Origin of the sequence: Bifidobacterium choladohabitans (genome assembly GCF_016102005.1) — a bacterium.
GTDB classification, from domain to species: domain Bacteria; phylum Actinomycetota; class Actinomycetes; order Actinomycetales; family Bifidobacteriaceae; genus Bombiscardovia; species Bombiscardovia choladohabitans.
Genome location: NZ_JACFPL010000001.1, coordinates 40,126 through 65,221, shown reverse-complemented (window position 1 = coordinate 65,221; position 25,096 = coordinate 40,126). Strand labels below are relative to the sequence as shown.

Below are 25,096 nucleotides of genomic sequence, written 5' to 3'. Positions count from 1 at the left end.
GAGTTTTGGATGAACCTGGAGGAAAGAGATGACCACAGATCAGGCGGATTCGAGAAGCAAACCGGATCCTGCAGAAGGTAAAGCACAGGGCGGGGGAGGTGCGCCTAATCGTGAGAGGTCGCATGGGCGTAGTTCCCTCAGGCGGCTGCTTGATTTCGCCGGCCCTCGTAAGGTGTTCTCCTATCTCGGCTGTGGTCTGTCCGCCCTCTCCACGATTGCTGGCCTTGGACCCTACATCTGCATATGGCTGGCGGTAAAAGACCTCCTCGCCGTTGCTCCAGGGTGGTCTCAGGCTACGGAAATCGCCATTTATGGATGGCTGGGATTCGGGTTTGCGGCCGCTTCCGTCTTTCTGTACTGTGCAGGGCTGCTGATGACGCATCTGGCGGCTTTCCGGAGCGCATCCAACATGCGCAAAGCGGCCATAGGCCACCTGCTGAGCCTTCCCTTGGGGTATTTCGACCTCCATGCCTCCGGCGAGCTGCGTCGCGCAATTGATGGCTCGGCGGGCGATGCCGAGAATCTGCTCGCCCATATCCTCCCCGACGCGGCTGGCTCCTTCGCCATGATTCTGGGTATGCCGATACTGATGCTGATTTTCGACTGGCGTATGGGCCTGGCCTGTCTCTTCCCCATCCTGATTGCCCTGGTCTGCATCCGTGTCATGATGAACGATCAGGGACAGTCCTTTATGAAGGAATACCAGGATGCCCTGGTGCGAATGTCCAAGACGGGAACCGAATATGTCCGTGGCATTCCAGTGGTCAAGGTCTTCCAGCAGACGGTTTATTCCTTCAAGGCCTTCCATGAGGCCATCGAGCATTACAGCAGAATAGCCAGGAACTATGCCATGAAGATCTGTCACCTGCCTCAGACCATTCAGATGACGGCCCTGAACGGGACTGTGGTTTTCCTTGTTCCTGTAGCCATCCTGCTGGCTCCAGGGCAGAGTGACTTTACCTCTTTCCTGACCGATTTCGCCTTCTATGCCGTCTTCTCGGGCATGGTTCCCACGGCCATGACCCGTCTGCAGTTCTCCAGTGAGTCCTTCAGCAAGGCTGACGATGCCTTAAACAGAATCACCGGCGTGCTCAGCAGTGATCCCCTGACGGTAGCTGACGAACCGGAACGCCCGAAGTCGGCAGATGCTTCCCTGGAACAGGCGTCATATACCTATCCAGGTGCTGATCTCCCGGCATTGGATCGGATTGACTTCAAGGTGCCGGAGGGTGGAATGGTCGCTCTGGTCGGTCTCTCGGGAGGCGGCAAATCGACCTGTGCCAGTCTGTTGCCACGTTTTTGGGATGTGGATTCGGGCAGGGTCGCTGTGGGTGGCATTGATGTCAGATCCATCGATCCACATGATCTGATGGGGCAGGTCGCCTTTGTCTTCCAGACCAACAGGCTCTTTTCGACCACCCTGCTGGAGAACGTTCGCGCAGCCAGACCGGACGCCGCTCCTGAGCAGGTTATGGAGGCATTGAGAGCGGCTCAGTGCATGGACATCGTTGACAAGCTTCCCGAGGGGCTGGATACCATGCTCGGCTCAGGTGGAACCTACCTTTCCGGGGGAGAGGTCCAGCGTGTGGCCCTGGCCAGGGCAATCCTCAAGGAGTCTCCCATTGTGGTCCTGGATGAGGCGACTGCTTTTGCCGATCCCGAGAATGAATTCTTGATACAGAAGGCGCTGACCAAATTGACACGCGGCGAAGGGGGCCGACGGCGAACCGTTCTCATGATTGCCCACCGTCTATCGACTGTGGCTCATGTCGATCGAATCCTGGTATTGGATGGGGGCCACCTGGTAGAGCAGGGCACTCATCGCCAGCTTCTTGACGTACAGGGTACCTATGCCCGTATCTGGTCTGATTACGAACGGGCGGTCTCCTGGAAGGTCGACAACTCTCCGAGGTCTGCCGCCGGAGCGGGTCAAAATCCCGCAGGCCCCATTGCGGGTGAGAAGCACGTCGTTCCCGGTGTCGGGCCATTCGCTACGGACTCGTCTACCGGTGATTCCGACATCCAGAGGAAAGGAGGTGAGACATAAGTGTTCGCCTCATTCAAGAAGAAGTATGCCCTGTCCGACCGAGGCATGAAGATCGTGGTTTTGGGAACGCTGTGGACCACACTGACCAATCTGATCATCATGGCGGGAACAACCTCCCTTCTGCTGGTCATGAACGCTTTTGTTGAGCACCTGACGGCAGGGGCGTCTTTACCGAAGGTCCTGCCCTATCTGGTTGGTCTCCTGGTCTTTGCGCTTATTCTCTTCGGCTCCTCCTGGTTTCAATACAGTTATTCCTACGGTGCGGTTTTCAGTCAGACCGGAACCCAGCGGATCGACCTTGCCGAGCGATTGCGCAAACTGCCGCTCTCCTTTTTCGGGCGGCGTGACCTGGCTGATCTGACCGATACCATTCTGGGTGATGTGGCCACCATGGAACATGCCTACGCCCATGCGCTGAGCCAGCTCTACGGTGCGGTCGTTTCATCCGTCCTGATATTCCTGTCGCTTCTGCCCATCAATTGGGTACTTGATTTGGCTGCATTCTGGAGCGTGCCGGTGGCCTTCACTATCATCTTTGCCACTCGACGATTCGTTGAAGCTTCGTCACGGCGTACGAGGCAGGCCCAGATTCGGGTCAGTGACGGCATTCAGGAGGCGCTTGACTGCGTTCGGGAGATTCACGCCACCAACCAGGAAGAGAGGTATCTGGAAAGGCTTTCCTCGACCATCGATGACACCGAAGCCACTACGGTCCGAACCGAGATGACCAATGGCCTTATATTGAACTCCGCCATGGTGGTTTTGAGGTTGGGTGTGGCAACGACCTTCCTGGTGGCTGCCGGATTGATCATCCAGGGCAGGATCGACTTCATGGTCATGTTCCTATTCCTCCTGATGGTCTCACGGATTTACTCGCCCTTTGATCAGGCGCTGATGCTGGTTTCGGAACTTTTCCAATCCCAGGGCTCGGCCCGGCGGATTCGCTCCATCAACGAGGAACCTGTAGCTGAGGGGAGTGAGGAATTCCACCCCGATGGGCACGATATCGTCTTCGACCACGTTGCCTTTTCCTATCCCGCGCTTGAGGGTAAGGCGGTAGGCGGGCCGGTTCTCGAAGATGTGAGTTTCACCGCCCGGGAGGGGGAGGTCACGGCCCTGGTCGGCCCTTCGGGTTCCGGGAAATCGACCTGTGCTCGGCTGGCGGCTCGCTTCTGGGAAGCTGCTGCAGGCTCCATCACCGTAGGAGGAGTGGATGTGAGCCAAGTGGATCCGGAGGTTCTTCTGCGCGACTATGCCGTGGTTTTCCAGGACGTGATGCTCTTTGATGACACGGTCATGGGCAATATACGGATGGGTCGGAACGGTGCAACTGATGAGGAAGTGTTGGCTGCAGCCAGGGCCGCCAACTGCGACCAGTTCGTCTCGTGCCTGCCACAGGGGTACCAGACGAAGATTGGTGAAAACGGCTCCAGACTTTCCGGGGGCGAGCGGCAACGAATCTCCATTGCCAGAGCCATTCTCAAGAATGCACCGATTGTCTTGCTTGACGAGGCTACCTCCTCCCTGGATGTGGAGAACGAGACGCAGGTGCAGGAAGCCCTGTCACAACTGCTGGTGGGGAAGACCGTCATGGTCATTGCCCACCGGATGCGCACTGTCGAGCAGGCTGACAAGATTGTGGTTCTGGGCCATGGGCGCGTGGTCGAGCAAGGTTCCCCGCAGGAGCTCATGGCCGCAGATGGTGAATTTGCGCGGATGGTTCGTTTGCAGGCAGAGAGCGCAGACTGGTCCTTGTAGAGAGGGCTTGGACCGACTCTTGGTATCGCCAAACGGCAGAGAAGGCAACACTACATCATAGGCAGTCAGAATATTTCCGAACAAACTGAGGAACGAGTGGTGAATGCGAGATTTCATTCCAAAATTGATTGCTCCAAAGACTGTTCCGAGTAAGCTTGAACTGTTTGCATTTATATTGCTGACTTTTATCAACGCGTAGTATAAAGTTTTAATTTATAAGTTTTAATGTAAGCTCACATGCTTCACAAGGAGGTGGCTTTACAGAGAGAATTGGATTTGATTGAGCCTCTTCTGCCGCTCGAAATAAGTCATGAAATTTGATCAGCATCATCAAAGGTAAGTATCACTGGATAATCAAGCAGCTCGGACATGTCGAAATTAGCCTGGTGGCGTCTGCGAAAGGTGGCACGGTGAGACGCTTTATGGATAGATCGATACTGAGGCTCAACAATCGCCTGGAGTTGGTCTTTCTGTATTTGGGCTGCTTTCTATTGGCTGGGTTTTTCGTGTATTTGAAACACCAGGCGGATGATTCGGAAGTGTTGATGAGTTACATCAAATTCATGATCGAAAAACGGCGCGCTTTCGTTCTGGGGTTTTCTGCGTTTGTGTTGGTGTTTCTTTATCAATTGGTGACAAAAGCCAGAACTGAGGTCAGATGCCGGGTACTGGTGGGAGATACGTTGAGGCAGATAAAACTCAGGTATCTTGTCGAATGCCTGATATTGCTCGGCATTTCTTTCTTGCTTTCGACTGTGGTCCATCTGCTGTTGGGTTTCGAGATAGTTGATAGCTTCTATGTGCTCTTGGCCCTGGCCGCATACGTACTGTTGAGCGCTGCGTTCTTGGGGGCAAGATGAAGGTTTTCCGCTTCTTTCTGACTCGTGTATTTCTCAGGAAACCAATCTTTGCCATAGGTGCGCTGGTCTTGTTCTTGATGGCCAACTACATGGCATTCCTGACAGCTCATAGTGTCTTGTCCACGCGTGAGGGATACCAGCAAATGGCGCATTTTGACAAGGAGGGAACATTCGTAGCGAATCTGGATCCGGATTCAGATTTTGGTAACAAGGACATCTCAAAAGCATCGATTCAGAAAGTCTACGATCGTCTGGACAGCCGATATCACTACGCGCTCTATACGGACGGAATGATGACCAATCTGGCTAATGGTTGCGGGGTTAAGGTTCCAGTGAGTTATATGAATCAGCGATATAACGACCTGGATGGGTTTGCCATTGCTCAAGGAAGCGGGTTGACGTTTGATTACAGCCTGGTGCGGAACGATACGATTCCCGTGTTGGTGGGCGAGGGACTGGCCAACGACTATCCGCTTGGCACGCAATTCAAGATGCATGACCCTGCCCTGCTGCGAGAAGTAAGGGTGAAGGTCGTCGGTGTCATCGCCGATAATTCGGTGCGTTCAAACTTCTATGCGCTTAATTCGAAGAAGTACTATAATTTTTCAGTAGTTGTGCCCGTCACCACGGCTTTCATCAAACAGGCTGATGTCAGTTTTAATATCAACGCGCTCAACGATCTCGTTCTATCTGATACCGATCGTGCGGACGTGTCCGAATTGGGTGATTACATCGACAAGACGATTGGGGCCAAGTTCAACCTTTACAGTTATCAGGACAACATTGACTATTACAACGAATATTTGTTCTCTTCTTTGCGTTTTCTGACCGTGGCTTCAGGCCTACTGCTTATTCTCGTCGTTTTGCTGTCTGTCTGGAGTGTACTGATCAGTGTGCGGGTAATGATGCGTGATTTCACGATCAACCTCATGGTGGGACTGAGCTATGGCAGACTTCGTCGGCTTTTCTACGCATATTATGCGGGCCTTTCCTTAATTGCATTGCTTGCCGTTTTCGCTATGGCAGCTTATTCGCGGCATAGCTACTGGCGAAAGAAGGATGCATTCTTAATGACCTATGGCTTGTGGGGAATGATCAGGATGGACTGGCTGGCCTTACTTGTCGCGTCGCTGTTCGATTTTCTTCTGGTTGCTATGCTCGCTCAATTGATCACCTGGAGGCTCAGGCATGTTCCTATCTCATTGGGGGTGCTGCAATAATGGACAAGGTCATCGATCTCAACCTGGATCATAAAACATACAGGAAGGGCTCATCTTCAGTCACTCTTCTTGAACATTTCTCGCTGACAGTCACCGAGGGCGAGAAGGTCGCAATCGTTGGAGAGTCTGGCGTTGGCAAGAGCACATTGCTGAACATCCTCGGTCTGCTCGATACACGCTATGAAGGCTCTTACAGGCTGCTCGGCAGATCCGCGCGCACGCTGTCCGACCTCGAATCGGCCGCATGGAGGAATGAGAAAATCGGATTCGTCCTGCAGGAATCAGCACTTATCAGCTCCTTGAGCATAGAGGACAACATCAAGCTGCCCCTGCTTTACGCGCGGAAACCGCGCAAGGTGGATTCCCGAAGATTCGACCAGGTGGTGGACTCTTTAGGTATCGGGTCGATACTGAGCAAAAAACCGCTTGAATGCTCCGGAGGGGAAAAATCAAGAGCAGTCTTCGCACGAGCCGTCATTATGAACCCCGAGGTTGTTCTTGCGGATGAGCCCACTGCCTCGCTCGATTCGGAGAACCGGTCGAGGATCATCGCCCTGCTCTTTGGCTTGAACCACGATTCAGGATCCACAATCGTCACCGTTACCCATGATGCCTCACTGGCTGACCAACATGATCGAATCATCAAACTTCAACGAAAGGACTAGAGCATGGGTTTCTGGATTATGGTATTCGAGGCTTTGCTCGGGCTGGTGCTTCTAATTCTGGGAGTCGTTCGGGGCAAGAATGACAAGCGCTGGTTTGCGCTGTGCATATTGGGCGTAGCATGCCTGGCGTTCGCCGTTTGGCTTGCCATATGAGCACCCGGTGAAAAAATGCCGGTGGCCGGCATCGAGTGAGTATGAGTAGCGGTTGCTGACGGGGGGGGGGGGCAGCAGATAGCCTATTGGGGGAGCCAAAGAGATTCCGAATTGCCATGGCTGATCGAATTAATGAGTGAGTTTTGTTTCTTTCCATGAACGTGCGGGAGATACTGGTGATTCGATTGATTCGCCAAAGATTTGAGATACCTGTTCCTCTTTAAATTTGTAGACAGGTGCTTGTGCATTCGGTCCTAACAGACAGCGGTTCTGATGCCGATATATTTCAATCACCATTGGTGGTACTCTTTTCGAAGAGTGTCTGGCAGGTTTGGCCGCTCAATGCAATGAAACTTTAACGAACCGCTGTACCTACCATAAAGGGTGGCACCAATGAATGCTGCTATAGAACTTGGCAATCTGGTTAAAGAGTATGAAACGCCTGCAGGGGTTATCAAAGCACTTGATCATCTCAATTTAACTGTTCCTGAAGGGGGCATCTTTGGTCTGCTGGGCCCTAACGGTGCTGGAAAATCAACAACGCTCGAAATAGCTGTCGGCTTGAGAAAACCGACTTTCGGAACTGTCATAGTATTCGATAGGAATCCGCAGACTGATTCACAGTGGATTCATCAGCGGGTGAGTATTTAACCTCAGGAGTCCACTATCTTTCCCCAGGAAAGAGTGGGGGAGATACTGTCATTCTGGGCCAGTCTTTATGATCACCCGCGCGACGTGGATCAAGTCGCAAAATGGATGGGCTTGGACGAATTGCTGCTCCGCAAAGTAGCGAAATTATCAGGTGGACAAAAACAGCGTCTGAACGTTGGTCTATCCATCATCGGACGGACGAAATTAGCCATACTTGATGAACCTTCCACTGGTCTTGATGTAATGGCTCGGGATGACCTTTGGAAGGTGCTTAGGTTTCTGGCTGAGGAAGGTACGACGATTGTCCTATCGACACATGATCTAGATGAAGCGCGAGTTCTCTGTCACGAAGTAGCAGTGATAGATCATGGTCGGTCTGTAGCCCAAGGCAGTCCAGAGGAACTCATAAGGAAACATGCCAAGGGAACGTTAATCTCCTGCCAAGTAACGCCAGATGGAATATCGGACCTTGTGAGCATGCTTCGAACTTTTGGTGAACCGGAAGTTATTGATAAGACAACCGTTTCAGTACGTGCCGATGATACGGATCCTGTTATTGCTGTGCTGTCGAGCAATCCTGCGGTTTCCCAATTACGTATGAACGAACCAAGTCTTTATGACGCCTTCGTGAAGTTGACCGGGCATGATTTCGAATAATTGATGATACTCATTTTTGTTAGGACTCCAGATGATAGAAAAAAGGCACCTTCGCCCTTTGTTGGCGCTGCAGACTCGTGAATTGATCAGGAACACCTCATACTTTATTTTTGTCATAATTTTCCCTTTTGCCATGGCGGGAATGTTTCTTCTCATGTCCGCGATGATGAAGGGACAGGCTGATGCTCCGGATTTCAGCCCATTTGTCATGCCCATGGCGCTCTTTCTGGCAGTGACCGGTACAGCTTTGACCATGACCGCAGGTCCTTTGGCTGAGGTCAGGCAATCGGGAGCTCTTCGTGTGCTTTCAACGACGCCGATTCGCAAAGCTGACTATTTGATGACATATCTGGCTGTAAGGCTCATCATGGCGACCGCGCAGATCCTTGTCATAGTAGGCGCTTCGGTATTGCTGACTCTGCTTCCGTTTAGGGATGTAGGTCGAGTTTTTGTCGTGTCCTTATTGGGACTGGTCATGTTCCTTGCCTTGGGGTATTTAATGGGTGGCTGGCTTTCGTCACCGCAGTTGGCAACCAACTTGGGAACTCTCGTGCAATTGTTGGCTTTGTTCCTCAGCGGTCTGGCCATACCTTTCGCCATCCTTCCGGATTGGTTGACGAATGTTATCAGATGGATTCCGTCGACTCTCTTTGGAGATCTCATTTTCTGGGCATCAAAAAATCCTCTGCAGCAAACGGGCGCTATGCTTTCAACTTCCATCGTGCTTGCTGTTACTGCAGTGCTTGTGTTTTTGGCGGTTCGCGGTTTCAAATGGGATGTGGAGTGAGTTTGGAACCCGAAGTGTCATTAATTAAACATGTTTGAAAGTTGAAATATTCAAGCAAGTCATAAGTTATTCATGCCACCAGCCATAGGAGGGTTAGAGGGCCAAACTCGGTTTTTCTCTTGGTTATTTGTCCATGTCTGGGACTGCAGCACCATACTCTGTTGGTCTGATTCAGCTCGTCCACGCTACCCTCAGCGCCTGCGGTTATTTCTCCTGATATGAATCTGATCTTGCCGCCAGACGGGCGGCGGGGGCCGCTATCATGAGAGCCGGAACAGGATCGAGCGGGTCCTTCGGATTGGGGCCCGATGAAGGAATGCGTACATGGCGGATATGGTTGACAATCACAATGACGATGAAGGCCCGGACCTGGGCAGGACCTACCACAGTGGTCCGGTCATCATGCGCGGGCCCATGATTCCCGAGGCGGATGCCAATGCTGGGTTGCTCTCGTCGGGCGGTGACACGGACTGGCTGCATATGGATCCTTGGCGTGTGCTGCGCATCCAGGCCGAGTTCGTCGACGGGTTCGGTGCACTGGCGGAGCTGGGGCCCGCAGCCGCTATCTTTGGGTCAGCCCGGACTGGCAGGGATGATTCCACCTATGCGGCTGCGCGCAAGATGGGCGGCGACCTGGCCAAGGCCGGTATGGCGGTCATCACGGGGGGAGGGCCTGGCATCATGGAGGCGGCCAACAAGGGCGCTGCTGAGGTCGGTGGCAAGTCCGTCGGCCTGGGCATCGAATTGCCCATGGAGCAGGGACTGAACCGCTGGGTGAATCTGGGCATCACCTTCCGCTACTTCTTCGTGCGCAAGATGATGTTCATGAAATACTCCTCGGGCATCATCGTCTGCCCTGGTGGGTTCGGCACCCTGGATGAGATGTTCGAGGTGCTGACCCTGGTCCAAACCCATAAGGCGCCCAGCATGCCCATCGTCCTCTTCGACAGGGCCTACTGGCAGGGGCTCTTCGATTGGATCTCAGACACGGTGAGGCAGCGGGGCATGATCTCTGATCTGGACCCCGATCTGGTCATCCGCACTGATGATCCTGATGAGGCTGTCCAGGCTATCCTGCGTCACCGTGCCTGAAAATTAGGCGAGCGGCAGTCAGCGGGCGCGGGTGGCCATGATCATGCCCGTGCCGATGGGCAGCAGGCAGGATTCCCAGGCATTGTCTTTGCTTATGTCTTCCATGATGGTGCGTAAGATGGTCGTTTTCTCGGATCTATTGGCCGGGTTGAGCACGCCGCCCTTGTCAGGCTCGTCCAGCAGATCGAAGGCATCGGTAAAGATCAGCTGTCCTCGGTCCTTGAGCAGGCGTGGAGACTGGTCCATAACCTGTTGGTAGTTGTCCCCATTGCCCGAGACGACGATAAGATCGTAGTCGCTGGGGTTGAGCCTGGGGAAGTAGGTTCGGGCAGCAGCGTTGACCGCCCGCAGCCTCATGCCTGGGTGGGCTTTCTCCATGCCCGCGAATATTTTTTTGACCAGGGAGGTGCCTTGGGCTGTGGAGTCGACGGCGGTGAACTGGCCATGGCCGTGTAGGCCTGTCATCAGGCGCAGGGCTTCGACCACGGAGCCGTTGCCGACCAGGATGATGGATGCCGGAGCGTTTCGGCCTGCCAAAAACTGCAGAAAGGCGCCTTGAGACCGGGAACACTGGGCGAATCCGGCCTCTGAAGCCTTGTCTCGCAAGGCCTGCAACTTGTCGGATTCGACGTTCAGAGCGCTTGCCTCGGCGAATTCCCATCCTCTGGCGATGTTGTTGTACGAGGTTTTGTCCATGCTAACCATGGTAACGACCAGAGGGCACAAGCCTGTCGTCAGCTCCTAGTGCCCTGTGTGTGCGCAGGAGTCTGACTACTCCTTGACGGCTTCGACCAGCTTCCACATCTCTTCACCCACGTCGATGCCTCTGGGGCAGGGTCGGGTGCAGGCCCGTATGGACTGGCATGCCTGGATCCCGTCCACCTGGTCAATGGCCTCAAGACGTTCCTGACGATGGCCGTCGCGGGAATCGTTGATGAATCGAGCCGCTGCGATCATGGCCGCCGGACCGGCGAAGGCCTCACCGCCCGCATAAATAGGACAGGCGCCCTGGCAGAGCCCGCAGGCGATGCAGGTGCTGAGCAGTTCATACCGGGCCAGCTCTTCCGGCGTTTGCTTGTATTCTGACGCTGGTTCTGTGCTGGCTGCTTTCGTCCTGTCCGCTTGGCCGCTATCGGCAGAGGAGTCATCATGGAGCAGATAAGGCTTGAAGCGCCGAATCTGCTCGAACATGGCATTGGTGTCCACTATCAGGTCCCTGAGCGGGGTGAAGCCAGGAAGTGGGCGGATCTCTACAACTGAAGATTCTGCGGTGTCTGAAGTTTTTGTCAGTCCTGATGTTTTTATACGGCCTGTGGTTTCTGTAAGGTCTGTAGCTTCTGCAGGATCGGTCGGACCGGCTCCAGTAGGATCTGTGGTCGTAAAGTTTGAGGCCGAATCCGAAAGCGCAACCGACGAGGATACGCCCGTGGTGGTGGTCGCCGTACCGGTACGACGGAAGGCTGGAGGCTGTTGGACCTGCGGACTTCCACTAGCTGCACCTGGTGAGGCGAAGGCGTTCGGCATGGATTTGGGTGCGGACAGGCAGTCGGCGATGGTGGCAGTGCAGAGCAGATCCGGGCGGCCGTTGATGAGCACGGCATCCGATCCGCACATGCCATGTCCACAGGAGTACCGGAAGTTCAGCGTAGGATCCACTGCTCGCTTGATCTGCAGAAGGGCATCCAGAACAGTGCGCTGTGGAGCAATCCGGATTGTGTACTCCTGCGTCCAGCGGCGACCTCGAGCCCGTCGGTTGCCTGTCGTGGCGAAAGGATTGCTTTTGGAGAATGGGTTGGTTCGTGCCGGCCGCTCTGATTGAGGTCGTGGGGTAAACCGGGCTATTCTAAAGGTCACTGGACGGGGATCGCGATCCGGTGAGGATGCCTTGGATTCGTCTGATCCCGTGGACTGTGATGTCACGGTTGCTCCTGTTCTTGCTCGGAATCTGGCCCGATGCCCATTGATATGCGCGAATTCCATCCTAATCGCTGACTGGCCTGGATAGATGTCGAATAGGTGTCTGTCTGAACAGATTGGGCCCAGAGTCCATCATCAGAGTCCATCAGTAGTCGCGGCCCTTGGGAGGCATGTCGACGATATGAACAGGCTGCCAGGAGACGTTTTCCTTGGCATCGATCATGGTGTGAGCCAGATAGTGTTCGTCATCACGCTGCGGATAATCGCTCCGGTACAGGGCGCCGCGGGATTCCTGACGCCGCAGGCTGGCGTTCAACACAGCCCGGGCCAGTGTCAGCAGGTTGTCCACCTCCATGATGGCGGTCACCTCCTGGTTGAGCACTGCTGTGTCACTGTGCGCATGCAGCTGTCTGGCATCGGCATCCAGTTGATTTAATCCTTGCAAACCCTTTTCAATGCTGCTTTGATCGCATCGGACGGCAACGGCCTCCTCCATCAGCCGTCCCAGTCGGCCCATCAGCGCATAAGGGTTGTTCAGGTCGGCATCGACACCGGTGTTGGCTTCTTCGTTTTGGTTGTCGGCCAATGCTGGTTCCGTGGGCTCGGCCTTGCTTGCGCCAGCCAGCAACACGTCCATGAAGGCCTGACGCCTTTGCAGGGCTGGTGCGAGCGGAGACGTGTCGGTCATGTCGTTTGGCTCGTCGGCATTGGACATGGCGGCGGCGATGGTCTGCCCAGTCCGGGTGCCAAAGAGGCAGGCGTCCAGCAGGGAATTGCCGCCCAGCCGGTTGGCCCCGTGAACGCTGACACAGGAGCATTCCCCGGCGGCAAACAGTCCGTTGACGATTCGACGGTGGCCATTCTGCCAGCGGTAGACGCGACCACGATCGGTAATGGGAATGCCTCCCATGGTGTAGTGGGCGGTGGGTTTGACCGGAACCATGTCCACAGTGGGATCCAGGTGGGCGTAGCGATGGATGGTCTCGGTGACTTGGGGGAGCAGGGCAGCCATGCGCTGGGCGTCAATGCCGGTCATATCCAGCCAGACGCAATCATGAGGTCCGTCAGGGTCCGATGGATCGGCCACTCCCCGGTCTGCATCAATCTCGGCCATGATGGAACGGCTGACCACATCCCTGGCGGCCAGGTCGCCGTGTCCCGGCGCGTAGTCCTGCATGAAGGCCCGTCCCTGACTGTTCCTGAGCACGCCGCCTTCTGCGCGTGAGGCCTCCGACAACAGGATGCCCGTGTGGCCCAGGCCCGTGGGATGGAATTGGATGAACTCCACATCCTCCAGCTGCAGGCCGGACTGCAGGGCTAGCGCCATGCCATCGCCGGTCAGATCCCAGGAGTTGGAGGTCGTATGGAAGAGCCGGCCGGCCCCGCCTGTGCACAGGACGATATTGTCGGCTTGGATGGCCTGCAGCTTGCCGGCGTGGGTATCCAGGACGATCAGTCCTCGGGCATGGCCGCCGGATTCCTCATCAGTGGGCGGATCAACGACCAGATCGGTCACATACCACTCCTCGGCGAACTCGACTCCCTGACGCAGGCACTGCTGCCAAAGGGCGTGCAGGATCTGGTGGCCGATACGGTCGGCTGCATAGGCTGCTCTCCTGACTGGATGGCCGCCATAATCAGCGGTATGGCCGCCGAACTTCCGCTGGGCGATGTGCCCGTCTTCGGTCCTAGAGAAGGCCACTCCGTCATGCTCCAGCTCGATGATGATGCCCGGGGCCTGCTCGGCCAGAATCCGCACGGCATCCTGGTCAGCTAGCCAGTCGCTGCCCTTGACGGTGTCGTAGTAGTGCCAATGCCAGTCGTCCTTCTCCTGGTTGCCCAGACTGGCCGCAATGCCGCCCTCCGCCGAACCGGTGTGGGAGCGCAGGGGCTGCAGCTTGGAGATGACCAGGACCTTTGGCGACGAGCTGCTTTCGCTCTGTTTGCCCTCTAAAGCTCTGTACAGTCCCAGAGCCGTTGACAACCCGGCCGCTCCGGCTCCGACGATGACGGCATCATAGCGGTTTCTGACCTTCTGCGGATTCATACCATCGATACTGTCACGACCTATTGATAGCGGCAGCCCTACCAGTGCATGTCTGCTTGCGTGGGCAGAATAGGTCTTATGACCGAGCTTTCCTTCTCACAGCAGGTTTATCAGGTCGTCAGGCGGATCCCTCGCGGCAAGGTGGCCACCTATGGTCAGGTCGCCTCTCTGACTGGCCATCCGCGCAACGCCAGGTTCGTGGGTTATGCGCTTCATGACAATCCTGAACCTGGGGTGATTCCCTGTCATCGCGTGGTCTTCCGCGATGGTTCTCTGGCCCCGGGATTCGCTTTTGGCGGGCCTGAACGTCAGCGTCAGCTGCTGGAGGATGAAGGCGTTCATTTTGTTCCTCCCCGCAGCGATGAATCTGCTGGTGCAGATGGCTGGGTGGTTGATTTGGATCGCTGTCGCTGGAAGGCCTGACTCTTCGGATCTTCAGCTACGACGCATCCGTCCTGCAGGTTGATCAGACCACGAATCTCCAGGGAACCCAGCAGCTGCATCAGATGCCTGACTGAGAGTTCATGTCCCTGATTGGCCAGCTCAGTGCGAAGCTGTCCCATCATGGGCGGACCGCCCCGGAGCTGGCAGGTACGGATAGCCGCCAGCAGGGGTCCCTCCTCCTTGGTCAGGCGATCGTCGTTGGCTTTTTCGTGTTCGTGGGCCATGCCTGGATTTGATGGCGGGGTTGAAGGATGCTCTTTGTGCTGAGAGTGGGTCGAAAGCCTGCCTTTATTAGTACCGGATTGTTTGAGCGTGATCGGGAGCGGCTGATTGCCGTGAGTGGTTTGCATAGGATGATCACAGTCAAGCGGCGGTGTGCGCTGCGTGGGTTGTCTACTTGCTTGATGCTCATGATCTTCGGTGGTTTTGGCTGAAACTCCGGCTCCTTGTTGAACAGACTCGTCAGGGTGGATAGGTGCATGGGCGGGATGGCAGATGTCTTGGACGTCGGAGGCCGACAGGAGCAGCTCCGCCTTGCCTTCATGGATAAGCCGGTTGCAGCCGGTGTTTTCAGGCTGGTCGATTCTGCCGGGGGCAGCCAGTACGCGACGGCCCAATTCCACACCCCAATTGGCGGTGTTCAGCGCACCGGATCGGTGACGGGCCTGTGCTACAACGATGTCGGAGGCCAGGGCGGCGATGATCCTGTTGCGCAGAAGGAACCGACGCGCCTCGGGGATGGTGCCAGGCGGCAGCTCGCTGATCAGCGCGCCGCCATCTGCCTCAATGTTCTCGAACAGACGGCTGTTGCGTTTGGGACCCATATGCAACAAGCCTCCGGCAAAAACGGCCACCGTGCGTCCGCCGCCGGCGGCCAGGGCTCCCCAGTGGGCCGCGGCGTCCGTGCCCATGGCTCCGCCGGAGACGACCAGGTGGCCTTGGCCGGCGGCCTGTCTGGCGATCTGATGGGCGATGGACCGTCCATACTCGTCGCAGGCTCTGGACCCGACCACGGCCAGGGGCTGGTCACAGCAGATCAATGTTTCAGGATTGCCTCGTCCCCACAGGCAGAAGGGAGGGGCCCAGTCGGAGCGGCGTGCCAGGTCATCCACCTGGCCTGGCCAGCAGGGGTCATCTGGGGTCATCACCCAGAATTGGCCCCCACCTGTCATCATGGTTCGTACCTGGTCGGTGTCCATGGCCAGCAAGGGCGCCAGGCGTTTTCGCCAGGAATTGCTGATTTTGTGGAACCGGGTGAGGTCCTCAGGGCTCGTTTGCCGTCCCCATCGAACCGCCCCTTTAAGAAAGCGTTCGTCCAGACTGACACGAGCAGCATCATGGGGACTGTCGCTCTCCGACTGATTCGGCGCTCCCAACTCGATCAGATTTCGGCACAGGTCGGCAGCCTGGTCCGAGCCCAGCAGGCAGGCAATCATGAAGGCATCGGGGCCGTCTGCCGCCAGGGTCAGTACAGCTCTGGCAAGCCAGTCGTTTTCAGCCATGGACATTGGTCGCGGTTGGCCGGCGGGCATGGTTCTCATCAAAGGTTTGGACATCTCAGACGGCCCTTGTTCTAAGCAGGATGCCAGTGGTCACATCGTCGGCACCGGGGCTGGTCCGCCCGTCCAGGTCTGCCAGAGTCCAAGCCAGGCGCATGGTCCGGTCGGCACCTCGCAGGCTGATCCGTTGCCTGCGCAAGGCCTGATCCACGACCGAACGTGCCTTGGCTGATGTGTTCTGACGTAGCCATTCGCCGCTGATCTGGGCGTTGCAGGTCCAGCCTTCCTTGTGAAAACGCTCTTTTGCTGCCTGGCGGGCGCGGGTCACACGCTGACGGATCTGTGCGCTGTGTTGGCGTGGACGGTGGTCGTCGAGACCAGGGTCGGTCACAGGGGGGACCGTGGTTTGGATGTCGATGCGGTCCATGATGGGTCCTGACAGCCTGTTCCAGTAGCGGAGGCGTTCGCGGGGCGTGCAGGTGCAGCGCTCGCCGGTGCCGTATCCGTATCCGCAGGGGCAGGGATTGGCGGCCATGACCAGCTGGAAACGAGCAGGGAAGGTGGTGCTGCCCTTGGCGCGGGACAGGAAGATTCGTCCGATTTCCAGGGGCTCGCGCAGGGATTGGATCACCCTTGGAGAGAACTCCGGAGCCTCATCCATGAAGAGGACGCCACGATGGGCACGGGTAATAGCGCCGGGCGTGGCCAGTCCTGCGCCGCCCCCGACCATGGCCGCCATGGAGATCGTATGATGTGGGGCCTCGAAGGGCGGCACATCGGTGATTCCATACTGGCTCAGCGTACCGCACAGGGATCGGACGGAGGCTACCTCCAACTGTTGAACAGCATCCAGAGCGGGCATGATGCTGGGTAGCCGTTCTGCAAGCATGCTCTTGCCGGCTCCCGGGGGACCGACCATGAGCATGTGGTGACCGCCGGCTGCAGCCACCATCATGGCCCACTTGGTCTCCTCCTGACCGATCACGTCAGCCATATCCGGCTTGGGGGGAGTTGGGCCGGCATTGGCGGGGGAGTTGTCTTGATGACCTGGGTTCCTGGGGTGCACACTCGCTATGTCGGCCGGTTTGTCAGAGTTCTTGTGGCTGTCTGACTCAGGTACGGCAACCCTGCTTTGCCCGCCCAAGGCCTGGATGAGCTGGCCCAGGTGGCGCAGTCCCACGACTTCTATATCGGGAACCAGACGGGCCTCGTCAAGGTTGTCTGCGGGGACGAAAGCCCGTGTGATTCCCTGAGCTCTGGCCTGAGTCAGAATGGGCAGCAGGCCATTGATGGGCAGAATCGTGCCGTCCAGGTTGAGTTCGCCCAGGATGACCGTATGGTCCAGGCCTTCCGTCGGCAGCGCTCCGCCGGCTTCCAGAACACTGGTCGCAATGGCCAGATCGTGTGAGGAGCCATGCTTGGGTTTTGAAGCAGGGGACATGTTGACGGTGACCCTGGTCTGCGGCCACCGGAATCCGCAGGCCGAGCAGGCGGATTTGACCCGTTCTCGCGACTCCGACAAGGAGGCGTCCGGCAGACCGATGATGGAGAAGTAGGGCAGACCGGGGGAGATGAAGGACTGTACGTGGATGAGAAAGGCCTTGAGGCCTATCAGTCCCACGGATTCAGCGGATCCAAGACGCATCAGAAGGCCTCCCTGGTGTGTCTGAGGAAGACCGATCCCGGATTCCAGCCGCCCCTGCCCGAACGGTTGGATCCCCTGACGGCCTCGGTGGATGCCTGACTGGAAGCCAAAGGATAAGGGCTCTCGGAATGAATGTTTCTGCCAGGGTCGGACTTGACTGACAGACTGATGACATCGAAACGGGTGCCGCGATGTCGCGCGCTGGGATCTCGGTCGTGGCTGATCAGCCATTGGACTGCTGCGCGACGCAGGTGGGTCTGCTTGCGCGGGCCGACAGCCTCTTCTGGGGATCCGAACCGACCGGTGCGCCTGGTCTTGACCTCTACGAAGACCAGAATCGCCTCGGGATCCAGGGCGATGATGTCCAGCTCGCCGAACCGGCTTCTCCAATTCCGGGCCAGGATTCTCCAATTTCGTTGCCGCAGCCACTGGCAGGCGTAGTCCTCGCCCAATCGTCCTAGCTCTCGGCTGTTTATGCCACTGGCTCCGATCTGTCGTTCAAGATCCGCCAGCTCTATGTCGAAGGATTCATCGTTGCTTGTGCCTAACCTTGTCCTCCCAGGGCGCATGGTTTCTGGATTGTCGACGGACCTTATGGAATCGGGCAGAGCGCTTATGGGCTGTGTGACCGATGGGTCTGCGATCATAGCGTCAGCATCGGTTCTGTCGTCTTTGTCATTGATGAATGCGCGGAGATTGGTTGGTCTAGTCAGTGCTTGTGTGTCCATGTTTCTAGGAGACCACTGGAAGGAGGTCGGCGACTAGTCGAACCAAGCATGTGGTCGAATGAACCTTTGCACGCACGAAAGTGGATGAACGAGTGGATTGACGATGCTGACGCTGTATCGATTCTATTCATTTCTGTATCAGGCAGCGGCCGCAGAGGCAAGAAGAACTGAGACGGAAGAAAGCAGTGCCAAGTAAAGTAGAAACCAGGCAAAAAGGACCAGGTAAAGCCGAACTAGGGGAACAGAAACCAAGGAAGCAAGGGAGGGCATGACAGTAGGCAGCTAAATGAACCAGAAACAAAGAGATAACAGAGACCGGAAGGCACCGCCGGCGAATTCGTTGGCAATGCCTTCCGATCTGCTGTGGTCAGCAACTTATCTTTATGACTGATTTGTCACCCTGTCGACCGGGTCTTTGGCTGGCAAAATGCAGTGATTTATGCGGTCTGGATTCCATTCATCCACCTTGGCCTCCCACTCTTGACACATGCCTGGACGCCTATGCCGCTTTCACCGGGCTTGGGCTCACCGCTCCTGCATCAGAGCTGTCATTTGCCCCAGATCCAGCTCGAAGCTGACCCCGCGCTGCTGATAATCGGGCTGATTGCGTGTGTGTTGCATGGCCGAGCGGACGAACTCGCCGGCGATCCGGGCGGCATCGGCCAGGCCTCGTCCCGCAAAGAGCGCCCCACAGAGGCTGGAGGCGAAGGCATCGCCGGTTCCGTGAATCATGAAGGGCAGCTTGTCGTGGACCAGCTCAGTGCGCTCGCTGACACCGCCATGATCCGCTGAGGCCACGAAGTTGCGCAGCTTGCCGTCCTTCCGGTCAATGCCCTTGATGATGACGTTTTTCGCGCCCATGTCCAGCAGACGGCCCAGACGCTCGCCAACCTGGGCATCGTCAAGGTCCTGGCCTTCGTAGTCGATGCCGGTCAGCAGACTGACCTCGGTCAGGTTGGGCATGAGCAGGTCGGCTCCATCGACCAGATTGGTCACGGCCCGGCACATCTCCTCGGTGTAGGTGGGGTACATGGATCCGCCGTCGCCCATGACCGGGTCGACCAGCCGCAGAGCCTTGGGGTATTCCCGATACATGCGCTGGATGATGTCGACCTGCTCGGCGCTGCCCAGGAACCCGCTGTAGATCCCGTCCAGCTCGACGCCCTCCTTCTGCCAGGCATCCAGGTATCCCGGCAGCATCTCGGTGGTGTCGTGGAAGGTGTATTCCTTGAACATGGTGTGTGCGCTGAATAGGGCCGTGGGTACCGGGCAAACGTCGCATCCGGCTGCCGAAAGGATGGGGATGGCGGCCGTCAGCGAGCACTTGCCATACCCGCACATGTCATGCACAGCGGCGACTCGGGGGATGTACTTGCTGTCGCGCTGGTAGAGCCTGTTCTGATCGTCCGACTGTCCGGCCATCTTTTGAACTCCTTCATGCCTGCTGAGGCTGTTCGCAGCGGAGCCTTCTCCGTTGCTTACCCGACTCTACAGCGAAGTGGTTAAACGGGTACCTCCGCGTGTGCAATGTCGAGACGGAAAAGGCCCGCTTTCAACCTTTTGGAAGCTGTTATAAAAAAGGACGATACCGAAAAGTCCTTTCCGGCTTGAACAGGTGGGCTTGGGCCGCTTATGGTCGCATTCAAGAGCTTGGACGAGGACGCACGTCACCAACAGGCGCACCATCCATCAGAAACAGATAGGAATCGACATGACCGACCAGAACCCGCACAAGTACCATTTCGAGACGCTTCAGCTCCACGTGGGCCAGGAGCAGGCCGACCCCGCCACTGATTCCCGGGCCGTGCCCATCTACGCCACCACCAGCTACGTCTTCCACGACTTCGACCATGCCGAGGCCCGGTTCGCCTTGAAGGACCCGGGCAACATCTACGGCCGTCTGACCAACTCCACCCAGGGGGTCTTCGAGGACAGGATCGCCGCCCTGGAGAACGGCACCGCCGGTTTGGCCGTGGCCTCGGGAGCCGCAGCCGTGGAGTATGCCTTCCGGAACATCACCCAGACCGGGGACCATATCGTATCCTCCAAGAACATCTACGGAGGAACCTTCAACCTGCTCAAGCACACCCTGCCCCGCGATGGTGTCGAGACCACCTTCGTTGATCCTTCGGACCCGTCCAACTTCGAGTCGGCCATCCAGGAGAACACCAAGCTGGTCTTCTTCGAGACCTTCGGCAACCCCAACGCCGACCTGCCCGACTTCGAGGCCATCTCCAAGATCGCGCATGCCCATAACCTGCCGGTGATTGTCGACAACACCTTCGCCACTCCTTACCTGTTCCGTCCGCTGGAGCACGGGGCTGACATCGTCGTGGAATCGGCCACCAAGTTCATCGGCGGCCATGGCACCACCCTGGGCGGGGTCGTCGTGGAAGGCGGCAAGTTCGACTGGGCGGCAGTGCCCGGCAAGTTCCCCACCTTGACCGAACCCGACCCCAGCTACCACGGTCTGCGCTTCTACCAGGATCTGGGGGTTGCGGCCTTCGTCACCCGTATCCGCGCCATCCTCCTGCGTGACACCGGCGCCGTCATCTCGCCCTTTGCAGCCTTCCTCCTCCTGCAGGGGACCGAGACGCTCTCGCTGAGGGTTGAGCGTCATGTCGAGAACGCCCTGAAGGTGGTGGACTACCTGCAGACCGTGCCGGAGGTGGAGTCGGTCAGCCATCCGGCCATCGAGGGCCGCCCCGACCACGAACTCTACAAGCGCTACTTCCCCAACGGCGCCGGCTCCATCTTCACCTTCGATCTGAAGGGCGGCAAGGACGCGGCCAGGGTCTTCATCAACAACCTGCATCTCTTCTCCCTTCTGGCCAACGTGGCAGATGTGAAGTCCCTGGCCATCCATCCGGCATCGACCACCCACTCCCAGGAGACACCGGAGGAGCTGGAGGATCAAGCCATCCATCCCGGTACCATCAGGCTCTCCATCGGCACGGAGAACATCGAGGATATTCTGGATGATCTCAAGGGTGCCTTCCAGGCATTGAAGGAGTCCGGTCTGGCCAAGTAGCCGGCAATCACGCTTCCTTCTTGGTCCCGTATATGCGTGATATATGACCGAGAAGGCGAAGAAATACAAGGTGCCTGTCGAAACCTCATTACGTTTCGATGGGCGCCTTTGTATGTGCCCTCTCTTCACCCCTTTCCAGTCGCAGACAGCACCTGACCAGTCAGGCGGAAATGTTGCGGTGGGTAAGATGGAGGCATGAAACATGGAGCAAAGACGAGGTCGTCTTCCGATCCGTCGTCCGGTGTGGGGAAACCGAGGCAGATTGCCCAGGTGGCCATCAGGGCCAAGGGATTGACCAAGGACTATGGGAGTGGGGAGAACCTGGTCCATGCCCTGCGGGGTGTCGATGTCGAATTCGAGCGGGGCAGGTTCACGGTCATCATGGGTCCCTCGGGGTCGGGCAAGTCCACTCTCATGCACACCTTGGCCGGCTTGGACACCGTTACCTCCGGACATGTCTACCTGAACGGGGCCGAGGCTGCCGGGGTGAAGGGCAAGCGGACCAGCCGTCGTGGAGGGCGGAGGGGAGTGGTCGACCTGACCAAGCTCAACGACAATCAGTTGACCCTTTTGAGGCGCCAGAGCCTGGGCTTCATTTTCCAGAGCTTCAACCTCCTGCCCATGTTTACGGCCAAGCAGAACATCCTCATGCCCTTGATCCTGGATGGGGCCAAGCCGGACACAGCCTGGCTGGAGGTTCTGGCCAAGACCCTGGGCCTGGAGGACAGGCTGAGCCACCGGCCCAGCGAGCTTTCGGGCGGTCAGCAGCAGCGTGTGGCCATCGCCAGGGCCCTCATCACCAAGCCTTCAATCGTCTTTGCGGACGAGCCTACGGGAAACCTGGACACGGCCTCATCGACCGAAGTGCTCAGCTTCCTGCGGGATTCGGTCCGCGAGCTGGGGCAGACCATCATCATGGTCACTCATGATGTCTTTGCGGCCTCATTTGCCGACCGGGCTTTGGTATTTGCGGATGGGCGGATCGTGGCAGACCAGGACAGACCCACTGTGGATTCCATGAACTCCCTGCTCTCCGAGGAAGTCATGGCCTCCGCAGCTACAGCTGGCTCAGCTGCTCATCGCTGAGGGGAATGCTCATGTGGTTCGTCGCCAGAAAAATGATGCGGCATGACCTGGGCATGATGGTTCCCGCGGGCATCGCCATTGTCGTCGGAACACTGTTTATTGCCATGATCTTCCTCTTCGGCAACACCATGGACGTTTCCATGCGGCAGATGGTCTCATCCGATGCGGCCCAGGCCAACTACGCCATCATCCCCGCGGAAGGCAGCAATCCAGATCAGAAGAGAGTGAAGGACTTCAAAACCGAGGAGCTGGCAAAAGTCCCAGGCGTTCACGCAGTCAGGTCAGACACCCAGCTCATGGCGGATGTCCGCGCCGGCAAAATCAAAAGCGAGAGCGTGATTGCCATTCCTATGGCGGATTCATCGCTGATGCCGGTCGGTCTCGCCAAGGGATCCTGGCCCAGTGCCGACGACCAAGTGGTCCTACCCGGGCCGACTGTGTCCAGGCTCAAGCTCTCCCTGGGTGACAGAGTGAATCTGAATCTGTCGCCTAACATGCTGTACATATCCGAGGACCATGGGTCGAAAAATCAGGCCAGTGCCGACCAGGTGGCGGGCAGGTTCATATCGAAGCCCCTGACCTTGTCGGGCGTCAGTTCGAACCGGGGGAACGAGGGCGGCGAGTTTGGCGAGTCGGGCGGTGCAATCGTGCTGACCCCCAAGACCATAGATGACTTTATGGCTACAGCAGGCCTTGGCAACATGGGTAATCTGTATGCCCAAAATGCATACTTGAATGTTGCCGGGCAGGGCAGCGACCTCGATGGGGCTCTGGCCTCTCTGCGCAAGCTCATGCCTTCGGGCTATTCCCTAGAGGACCGTCACACCGTGGAGGACCGACTGGTCAAGACCGCGCTCGGCGGTTCCCAAAACCCCGTGACCACCTTCCTTCTGGTCTTTGGCACACTGGCCATGTTCGTGGCTGCCACCGTCATTGCCAACACTTTCCAGGTCATGGTCGCTCGGCAACGTCGCTATTTGGCCCTCCTGAGGACGATAGGCGCCAATAAGAGCCAGGTCAGGGCCAGTGTTCTGATGCGTTCAATCATCCTGGGCGCTGTGGCATCCCTGATCGGGGTTGGCGTCGCCATCGGCATCATGGCAGTTCTGGGTGCAGCCAAAGCTCATACGAGTTCCCTCTACTTCCAATTGAAGCTGACTCCGGCAGTCTTCCTGGTGCCTCTTGTTTTCGGCATCATTGTCACGGTCCTGGCCTCCCTGGGCTCCTCGTGGGCCGCCACCAGGGTCAGTCCTTTGGAGGCGCTGAGGCCTGCCGATCTTCTGGAGAACAAGCGGACGAGCAGGATGCGTCTGTTCGTCAGCGTGGTCATGATTCTGCTGGGCATCACCATGACGGTCTGGTCCCTCTGGCAGGTCAGGCTCAGTGTCACGGCAGACAAGGCCAGCAAGACATCCGGAGACGGGCCGAACATTGTTGCTGCCATGGCCGTCATCGGCATTGTTCTTGCATTCCTGGGCATTTTGTTCAGTGCCAATCGTTGGATTCCCTTCATGCTCAGGGGAGTCGGGTCCCTGGTTTCTCGGATCGGGCCCTCGTCCACAATCGCTGTGGCCAACATCGCTCGGAACCGCTCCCGTGTGGCAGCTACGGGTACCGCCCTCCTGATTGGCGTGACACTGGTCGCCACCCTGGCCACGGGCGCCGCCAGCGCCAAGCAGACCATGGCCGACATGCTGGACGAGCACTACTCCGTCGATCTGCAGATCAGCGCCGATGGCCTGGATGACAAGGCTCTGAATGCCATTCGGCGAATCGACGGGGTCGCTCAGGCCGAGCTGGTGCCCCAGTATGCTGCCATGGTCAAATCAGGCGGCGAGAACGGTGCGGGAATGACTATTTTCGCCCTTGACTCGCAGAAGATCGATCGTCTCCTGAACGCCAAGGTCGGCAAGGATCTTTCCGGACAGGATGCCCTTCTGCTTCCAGAAAGCCGCATGGACAAACAGAAGGATTTTCATGACGGAGGGAATCTGGGGCTCAATATTCTCAACCCGATTCAAGGCGACGCTCATGGCGGATCCGCATCGGTGGCTCAAAGACTCTTCGTGACCAGTGTCTATGCGCCCTTCCAGGGGATTGATGCCAGTAATTTCTATGGTCTGACTGACTCATCCTCGCTAAATGGCGTTCAGCCTCAGACCGTGCAGATCTGGGCCAAGGTCGATGGTTCACCAACAGTCTCAGCATTCATTGACAAGGTGAAAGACGCGCTTTCTGGTTATTCGGCTGTTTCCGTCAAGGGTGGTCTGGCTGAAAAGCAGCAGTGGGATCGGACCATCGACAGCCTGCTCATGATCATCCTGGCTCTCTTGGCGGTTGCAGTGGCCATCGCCCTGATTGGCGTGGCCAACACGCTTTCCCTCTCGGTACTGGAACGCAGACGGGAGTCCGCCACTCTGCGGGCCATCGGGATGACCCGGAAGCAGATCAGGCGGTCCCTGGCTGTGGAGTCAGGGTTGATAGCTCTGGTGTCGTCCTTGTCTGGCATGATCCTGGGCCTGCTCTTCGGCTGGGCTGCAGCCTATGAGATTTTCTCCTCTCTGGGTACGGTGGCTTTCCCCATTCCTTGGACCATAGGCATAGTGATTCTGCTGGTGGCGCTCGTAGCCGCGATTTTGGCAAGCGTTCTGCCTGCAAGACGCGTCAACCGGACTCCGCCGGTCGTGGCTCTTGCAGAGGAATGACGGCAAGCCAACCTTCATTCTGGCATGCCTTGGTCGGCGCCGGGAATGAATGACTCATTCTGCCAGGTGATGTTTTCCTTGACGCTGCTTGGGTGTTCCTGTAG

At 57.4% G+C, this 25,096-nt stretch carries 19 protein-coding genes and 1 pseudogene; 13 read left to right on the top strand and 7 right to left on the bottom strand.

The genetic code is table 11. The features are described 5' to 3' along the window. The first annotated feature begins 28 nt into the window (after positions 1-28). The 9 genes and pseudogenes from H3S97_RS00255 to H3S97_RS00210 all read left to right on the top strand — a co-directional run bounded on the left by H3S97_RS00255 (position 29) and on the right by H3S97_RS00210 (position 9,890). Positions 29-2,047 (top strand): ABC transporter ATP-binding protein, encoded by a 2,019-nt coding sequence (locus H3S97_RS00255; protein ID WP_198219235.1) that lies wholly within the window; start codon positions 29-31, stop codon positions 2,045-2,047. After that, entirely contained in the window at positions 2,048-3,805 is a 1,758-nt protein-coding gene (locus tag H3S97_RS00250; protein ID WP_198219233.1) for an ABC transporter ATP-binding protein, read from the top strand. Positions 3,806-4,122: 317 nt separating this feature from the next. Beyond that, positions 4,123-4,665 (top strand): hypothetical protein, encoded by a 543-nt coding sequence (locus H3S97_RS00245; protein WP_110425392.1) that lies wholly within the window; start codon positions 4,123-4,125, stop codon positions 4,663-4,665. After that, complete coding sequence (locus H3S97_RS00240) at positions 4,662-5,885, top strand: ABC transporter permease (protein ID WP_198219231.1); 1,224 nt, start codon at positions 4,662-4,664, stop codon at positions 5,883-5,885. Before H3S97_RS00245 ends, H3S97_RS00240 begins: the two co-directional genes overlap by 4 nt. Next, positions 5,885-6,550 carry an ABC transporter ATP-binding protein gene (locus H3S97_RS00235; RefSeq protein ID WP_198219229.1) on the top strand — a complete coding sequence of 222 codons (666 nt, stop codon included), beginning with the start codon at positions 5,885-5,887 and terminating at the stop codon, positions 6,548-6,550. Before H3S97_RS00240 ends, H3S97_RS00235 begins: the two co-directional genes overlap by 1 nt. A gap of 3 nt (positions 6,551-6,553) precedes the next feature. After that, positions 6,554-6,703: a hypothetical protein gene (locus H3S97_RS00230; RefSeq protein ID WP_154312449.1), complete on the top strand. Its 150-nt coding sequence runs from the start codon at positions 6,554-6,556 to the stop codon at positions 6,701-6,703. 393 nt (positions 6,704-7,096) lie between these two features. Beyond that, a pseudogene (locus H3S97_RS00220) lies at positions 7,097-8,011 on the top strand (ABC transporter ATP-binding protein). 31 nt (positions 8,012-8,042) lie between these two features. Beyond that, positions 8,043-8,798: an ABC transporter permease gene (locus H3S97_RS00215; protein WP_198219217.1), complete on the top strand. Its 756-nt coding sequence runs from the start codon at positions 8,043-8,045 to the stop codon at positions 8,796-8,798. A gap of 324 nt (positions 8,799-9,122) precedes the next feature. Next, positions 9,123-9,890, top strand: coding sequence for an LOG family protein (locus H3S97_RS00210; protein WP_198219215.1), 768 nt, complete (start codon positions 9,123-9,125; stop codon positions 9,888-9,890). Positions 9,891-9,908: 18 nt separating this feature from the next. On the opposite strand, the gene H3S97_RS00205 is transcribed toward H3S97_RS00210, so the two are convergent. The 3 genes from H3S97_RS00205 to H3S97_RS00195 form a co-directional block, all read right to left on the bottom strand. Continuing rightward, complete coding sequence (locus H3S97_RS00205) at positions 9,909-10,586, bottom strand: O-methyltransferase (RefSeq protein WP_198219213.1); 678 nt, start codon at positions 10,584-10,586, stop codon at positions 9,909-9,911. 75 nt (positions 10,587-10,661) lie between these two features. Next, positions 10,662-11,870 carry a succinate dehydrogenase/fumarate reductase iron-sulfur subunit gene (locus tag H3S97_RS00200; protein ID WP_198219211.1) on the bottom strand — a complete coding sequence of 403 codons (1,209 nt, stop codon included), beginning with the start codon at positions 11,868-11,870 and terminating at the stop codon, positions 10,662-10,664. Between the two features lie 82 nt (positions 11,871-11,952). Beyond that, a complete protein-coding gene (locus H3S97_RS00195) occupies positions 11,953-13,854 on the bottom strand; it encodes an FAD-dependent oxidoreductase (RefSeq protein ID WP_198219209.1) in 1,902 nt (633 codons plus the stop codon). A 48-nt stretch (positions 13,855-13,902) separates the two neighbouring features. Between H3S97_RS00195 and H3S97_RS00190 the strand changes: the two genes are divergently transcribed. After that, on the top strand, positions 13,903-14,277 hold the full coding sequence (locus tag H3S97_RS00190) for an MGMT family protein (RefSeq protein WP_332468251.1): 375 nt from the start codon (positions 13,903-13,905) through the stop codon (positions 14,275-14,277). Here H3S97_RS00190 and H3S97_RS00185 read toward each other — a convergent pair. The 4 genes from H3S97_RS00185 to H3S97_RS00170 form a co-directional block, all read right to left on the bottom strand. Continuing rightward, the gene (locus H3S97_RS00185) at positions 14,193-15,806 is read right to left on the bottom strand and encodes a DNA-processing protein DprA (protein ID WP_232356192.1); all 1,614 of its coding nucleotides are present in this window, start codon (positions 15,804-15,806) and stop codon (positions 14,193-14,195) included. The genes H3S97_RS00190 and H3S97_RS00185 overlap by 85 nt on opposite strands. Before the next feature lie 49 nt (positions 15,807-15,855). Continuing rightward, positions 15,856-17,442, bottom strand: coding sequence for a YifB family Mg chelatase-like AAA ATPase (locus H3S97_RS00180; RefSeq protein ID WP_198219205.1), 1,587 nt, complete (start codon positions 17,440-17,442; stop codon positions 15,856-15,858). Continuing rightward, a complete protein-coding gene (locus tag H3S97_RS00175; protein WP_232342443.1) occupies positions 17,442-18,089 on the bottom strand; it encodes a YraN family protein in 648 nt (215 codons plus the stop codon). The genes H3S97_RS00180 and H3S97_RS00175 overlap by 1 nt, the downstream gene beginning before the upstream one ends. Positions 18,090-18,695: 606 nt before the next feature. Further along, positions 18,696-19,592 (bottom strand): pyridoxamine kinase, encoded by an 897-nt coding sequence (locus H3S97_RS00170; protein WP_198219203.1) that lies wholly within the window; start codon positions 19,590-19,592, stop codon positions 18,696-18,698. 289 nt (positions 19,593-19,881) lie between these two features. On the opposite strand from H3S97_RS00170, the gene H3S97_RS00165 reads away from it, so the two are divergent. The 3 genes from H3S97_RS00165 (at position 19,882) to H3S97_RS00155 (ending at position 24,992) form a co-directional block, all read left to right on the top strand. Next, entirely contained in the window at positions 19,882-21,201 is a 1,320-nt protein-coding gene (locus tag H3S97_RS00165; protein ID WP_198219201.1) for an O-acetylhomoserine aminocarboxypropyltransferase/cysteine synthase family protein, read from the top strand. Positions 21,202-21,396: 195 nt separating this feature from the next. After that, positions 21,397-22,287, top strand: coding sequence for an ABC transporter ATP-binding protein (locus H3S97_RS00160; RefSeq protein WP_232356191.1), 891 nt, complete (start codon positions 21,397-21,399; stop codon positions 22,285-22,287). Between the two features lie 11 nt (positions 22,288-22,298). After that, positions 22,299-24,992 (top strand): ABC transporter permease, encoded by a 2,694-nt coding sequence (locus tag H3S97_RS00155; protein WP_198219199.1) that lies wholly within the window; start codon positions 22,299-22,301, stop codon positions 24,990-24,992. Positions 24,993-25,096: the final 104 nt, after the last annotated feature.

Bases quoted from the DNA above. Each gene is read 5' to 3' on its own strand.
- H3S97_RS00255 (WP_198219235.1), top strand. From the start codon at position 29: ATGACCACAGATCAGGCGGATTCGAGAAGCAAACCGGATCCTGCAGAA.
- H3S97_RS00240 (WP_198219231.1), top strand. From the start codon at position 4,662: ATGAAGGTTTTCCGCTTCTTTCTGACTCGTGTATTTCTCAGGAAACCA.
- H3S97_RS00235 (WP_198219229.1), top strand. From the start codon at position 5,885: ATGGACAAGGTCATCGATCTCAACCTGGATCATAAAACATACAGGAAG.
- H3S97_RS00230 (WP_154312449.1), top strand. From the start codon at position 6,554: ATGGGTTTCTGGATTATGGTATTCGAGGCTTTGCTCGGGCTGGTGCTT.
- H3S97_RS00215 (WP_198219217.1), top strand. From the start codon at position 8,043: ATGATAGAAAAAAGGCACCTTCGCCCTTTGTTGGCGCTGCAGACTCGT.
- H3S97_RS00210 (WP_198219215.1), top strand. From the start codon at position 9,123: ATGGCGGATATGGTTGACAATCACAATGACGATGAAGGCCCGGACCTG.
- H3S97_RS00205 (WP_198219213.1), bottom strand. From the start codon at position 10,586: ATGGACAAAACCTCGTACAACAACATCGCCAGAGGATGGGAATTCGCC.
- H3S97_RS00200 (WP_198219211.1), bottom strand. From the start codon at position 11,870: ATGGAATTCGCGCATATCAATGGGCATCGGGCCAGATTCCGAGCAAGA.
- H3S97_RS00195 (WP_198219209.1), bottom strand. From the start codon at position 13,854: ATGAATCCGCAGAAGGTCAGAAACCGCTATGATGCCGTCATCGTCGGA.
- H3S97_RS00190 (WP_332468251.1), top strand. From the start codon at position 13,903: ATGTCTGCTTGCGTGGGCAGAATAGGTCTTATGACCGAGCTTTCCTTC.
- H3S97_RS00185 (WP_232356192.1), bottom strand. From the start codon at position 15,806: ATGTCCATGGCTGAAAACGACTGGCTTGCCAGAGCTGTACTGACCCTG.
- H3S97_RS00180 (WP_198219205.1), bottom strand. From the start codon at position 17,442: ATGCGTCTTGGATCCGCTGAATCCGTGGGACTGATAGGCCTCAAGGCC.
- H3S97_RS00175 (WP_232342443.1), bottom strand. From the start codon at position 18,089: ATGATCGCAGACCCATCGGTCACACAGCCCATAAGCGCTCTGCCCGAT.
- H3S97_RS00170 (WP_198219203.1), bottom strand. From the start codon at position 19,592: ATGGCCGGACAGTCGGACGATCAGAACAGGCTCTACCAGCGCGACAGC.
- H3S97_RS00165 (WP_198219201.1), top strand. From the start codon at position 19,882: ATGACCGACCAGAACCCGCACAAGTACCATTTCGAGACGCTTCAGCTC.
- H3S97_RS00160 (WP_232356191.1), top strand. From the start codon at position 21,397: ATGAAACATGGAGCAAAGACGAGGTCGTCTTCCGATCCGTCGTCCGGT.
- H3S97_RS00155 (WP_198219199.1), top strand. From the start codon at position 22,299: ATGTGGTTCGTCGCCAGAAAAATGATGCGGCATGACCTGGGCATGATG.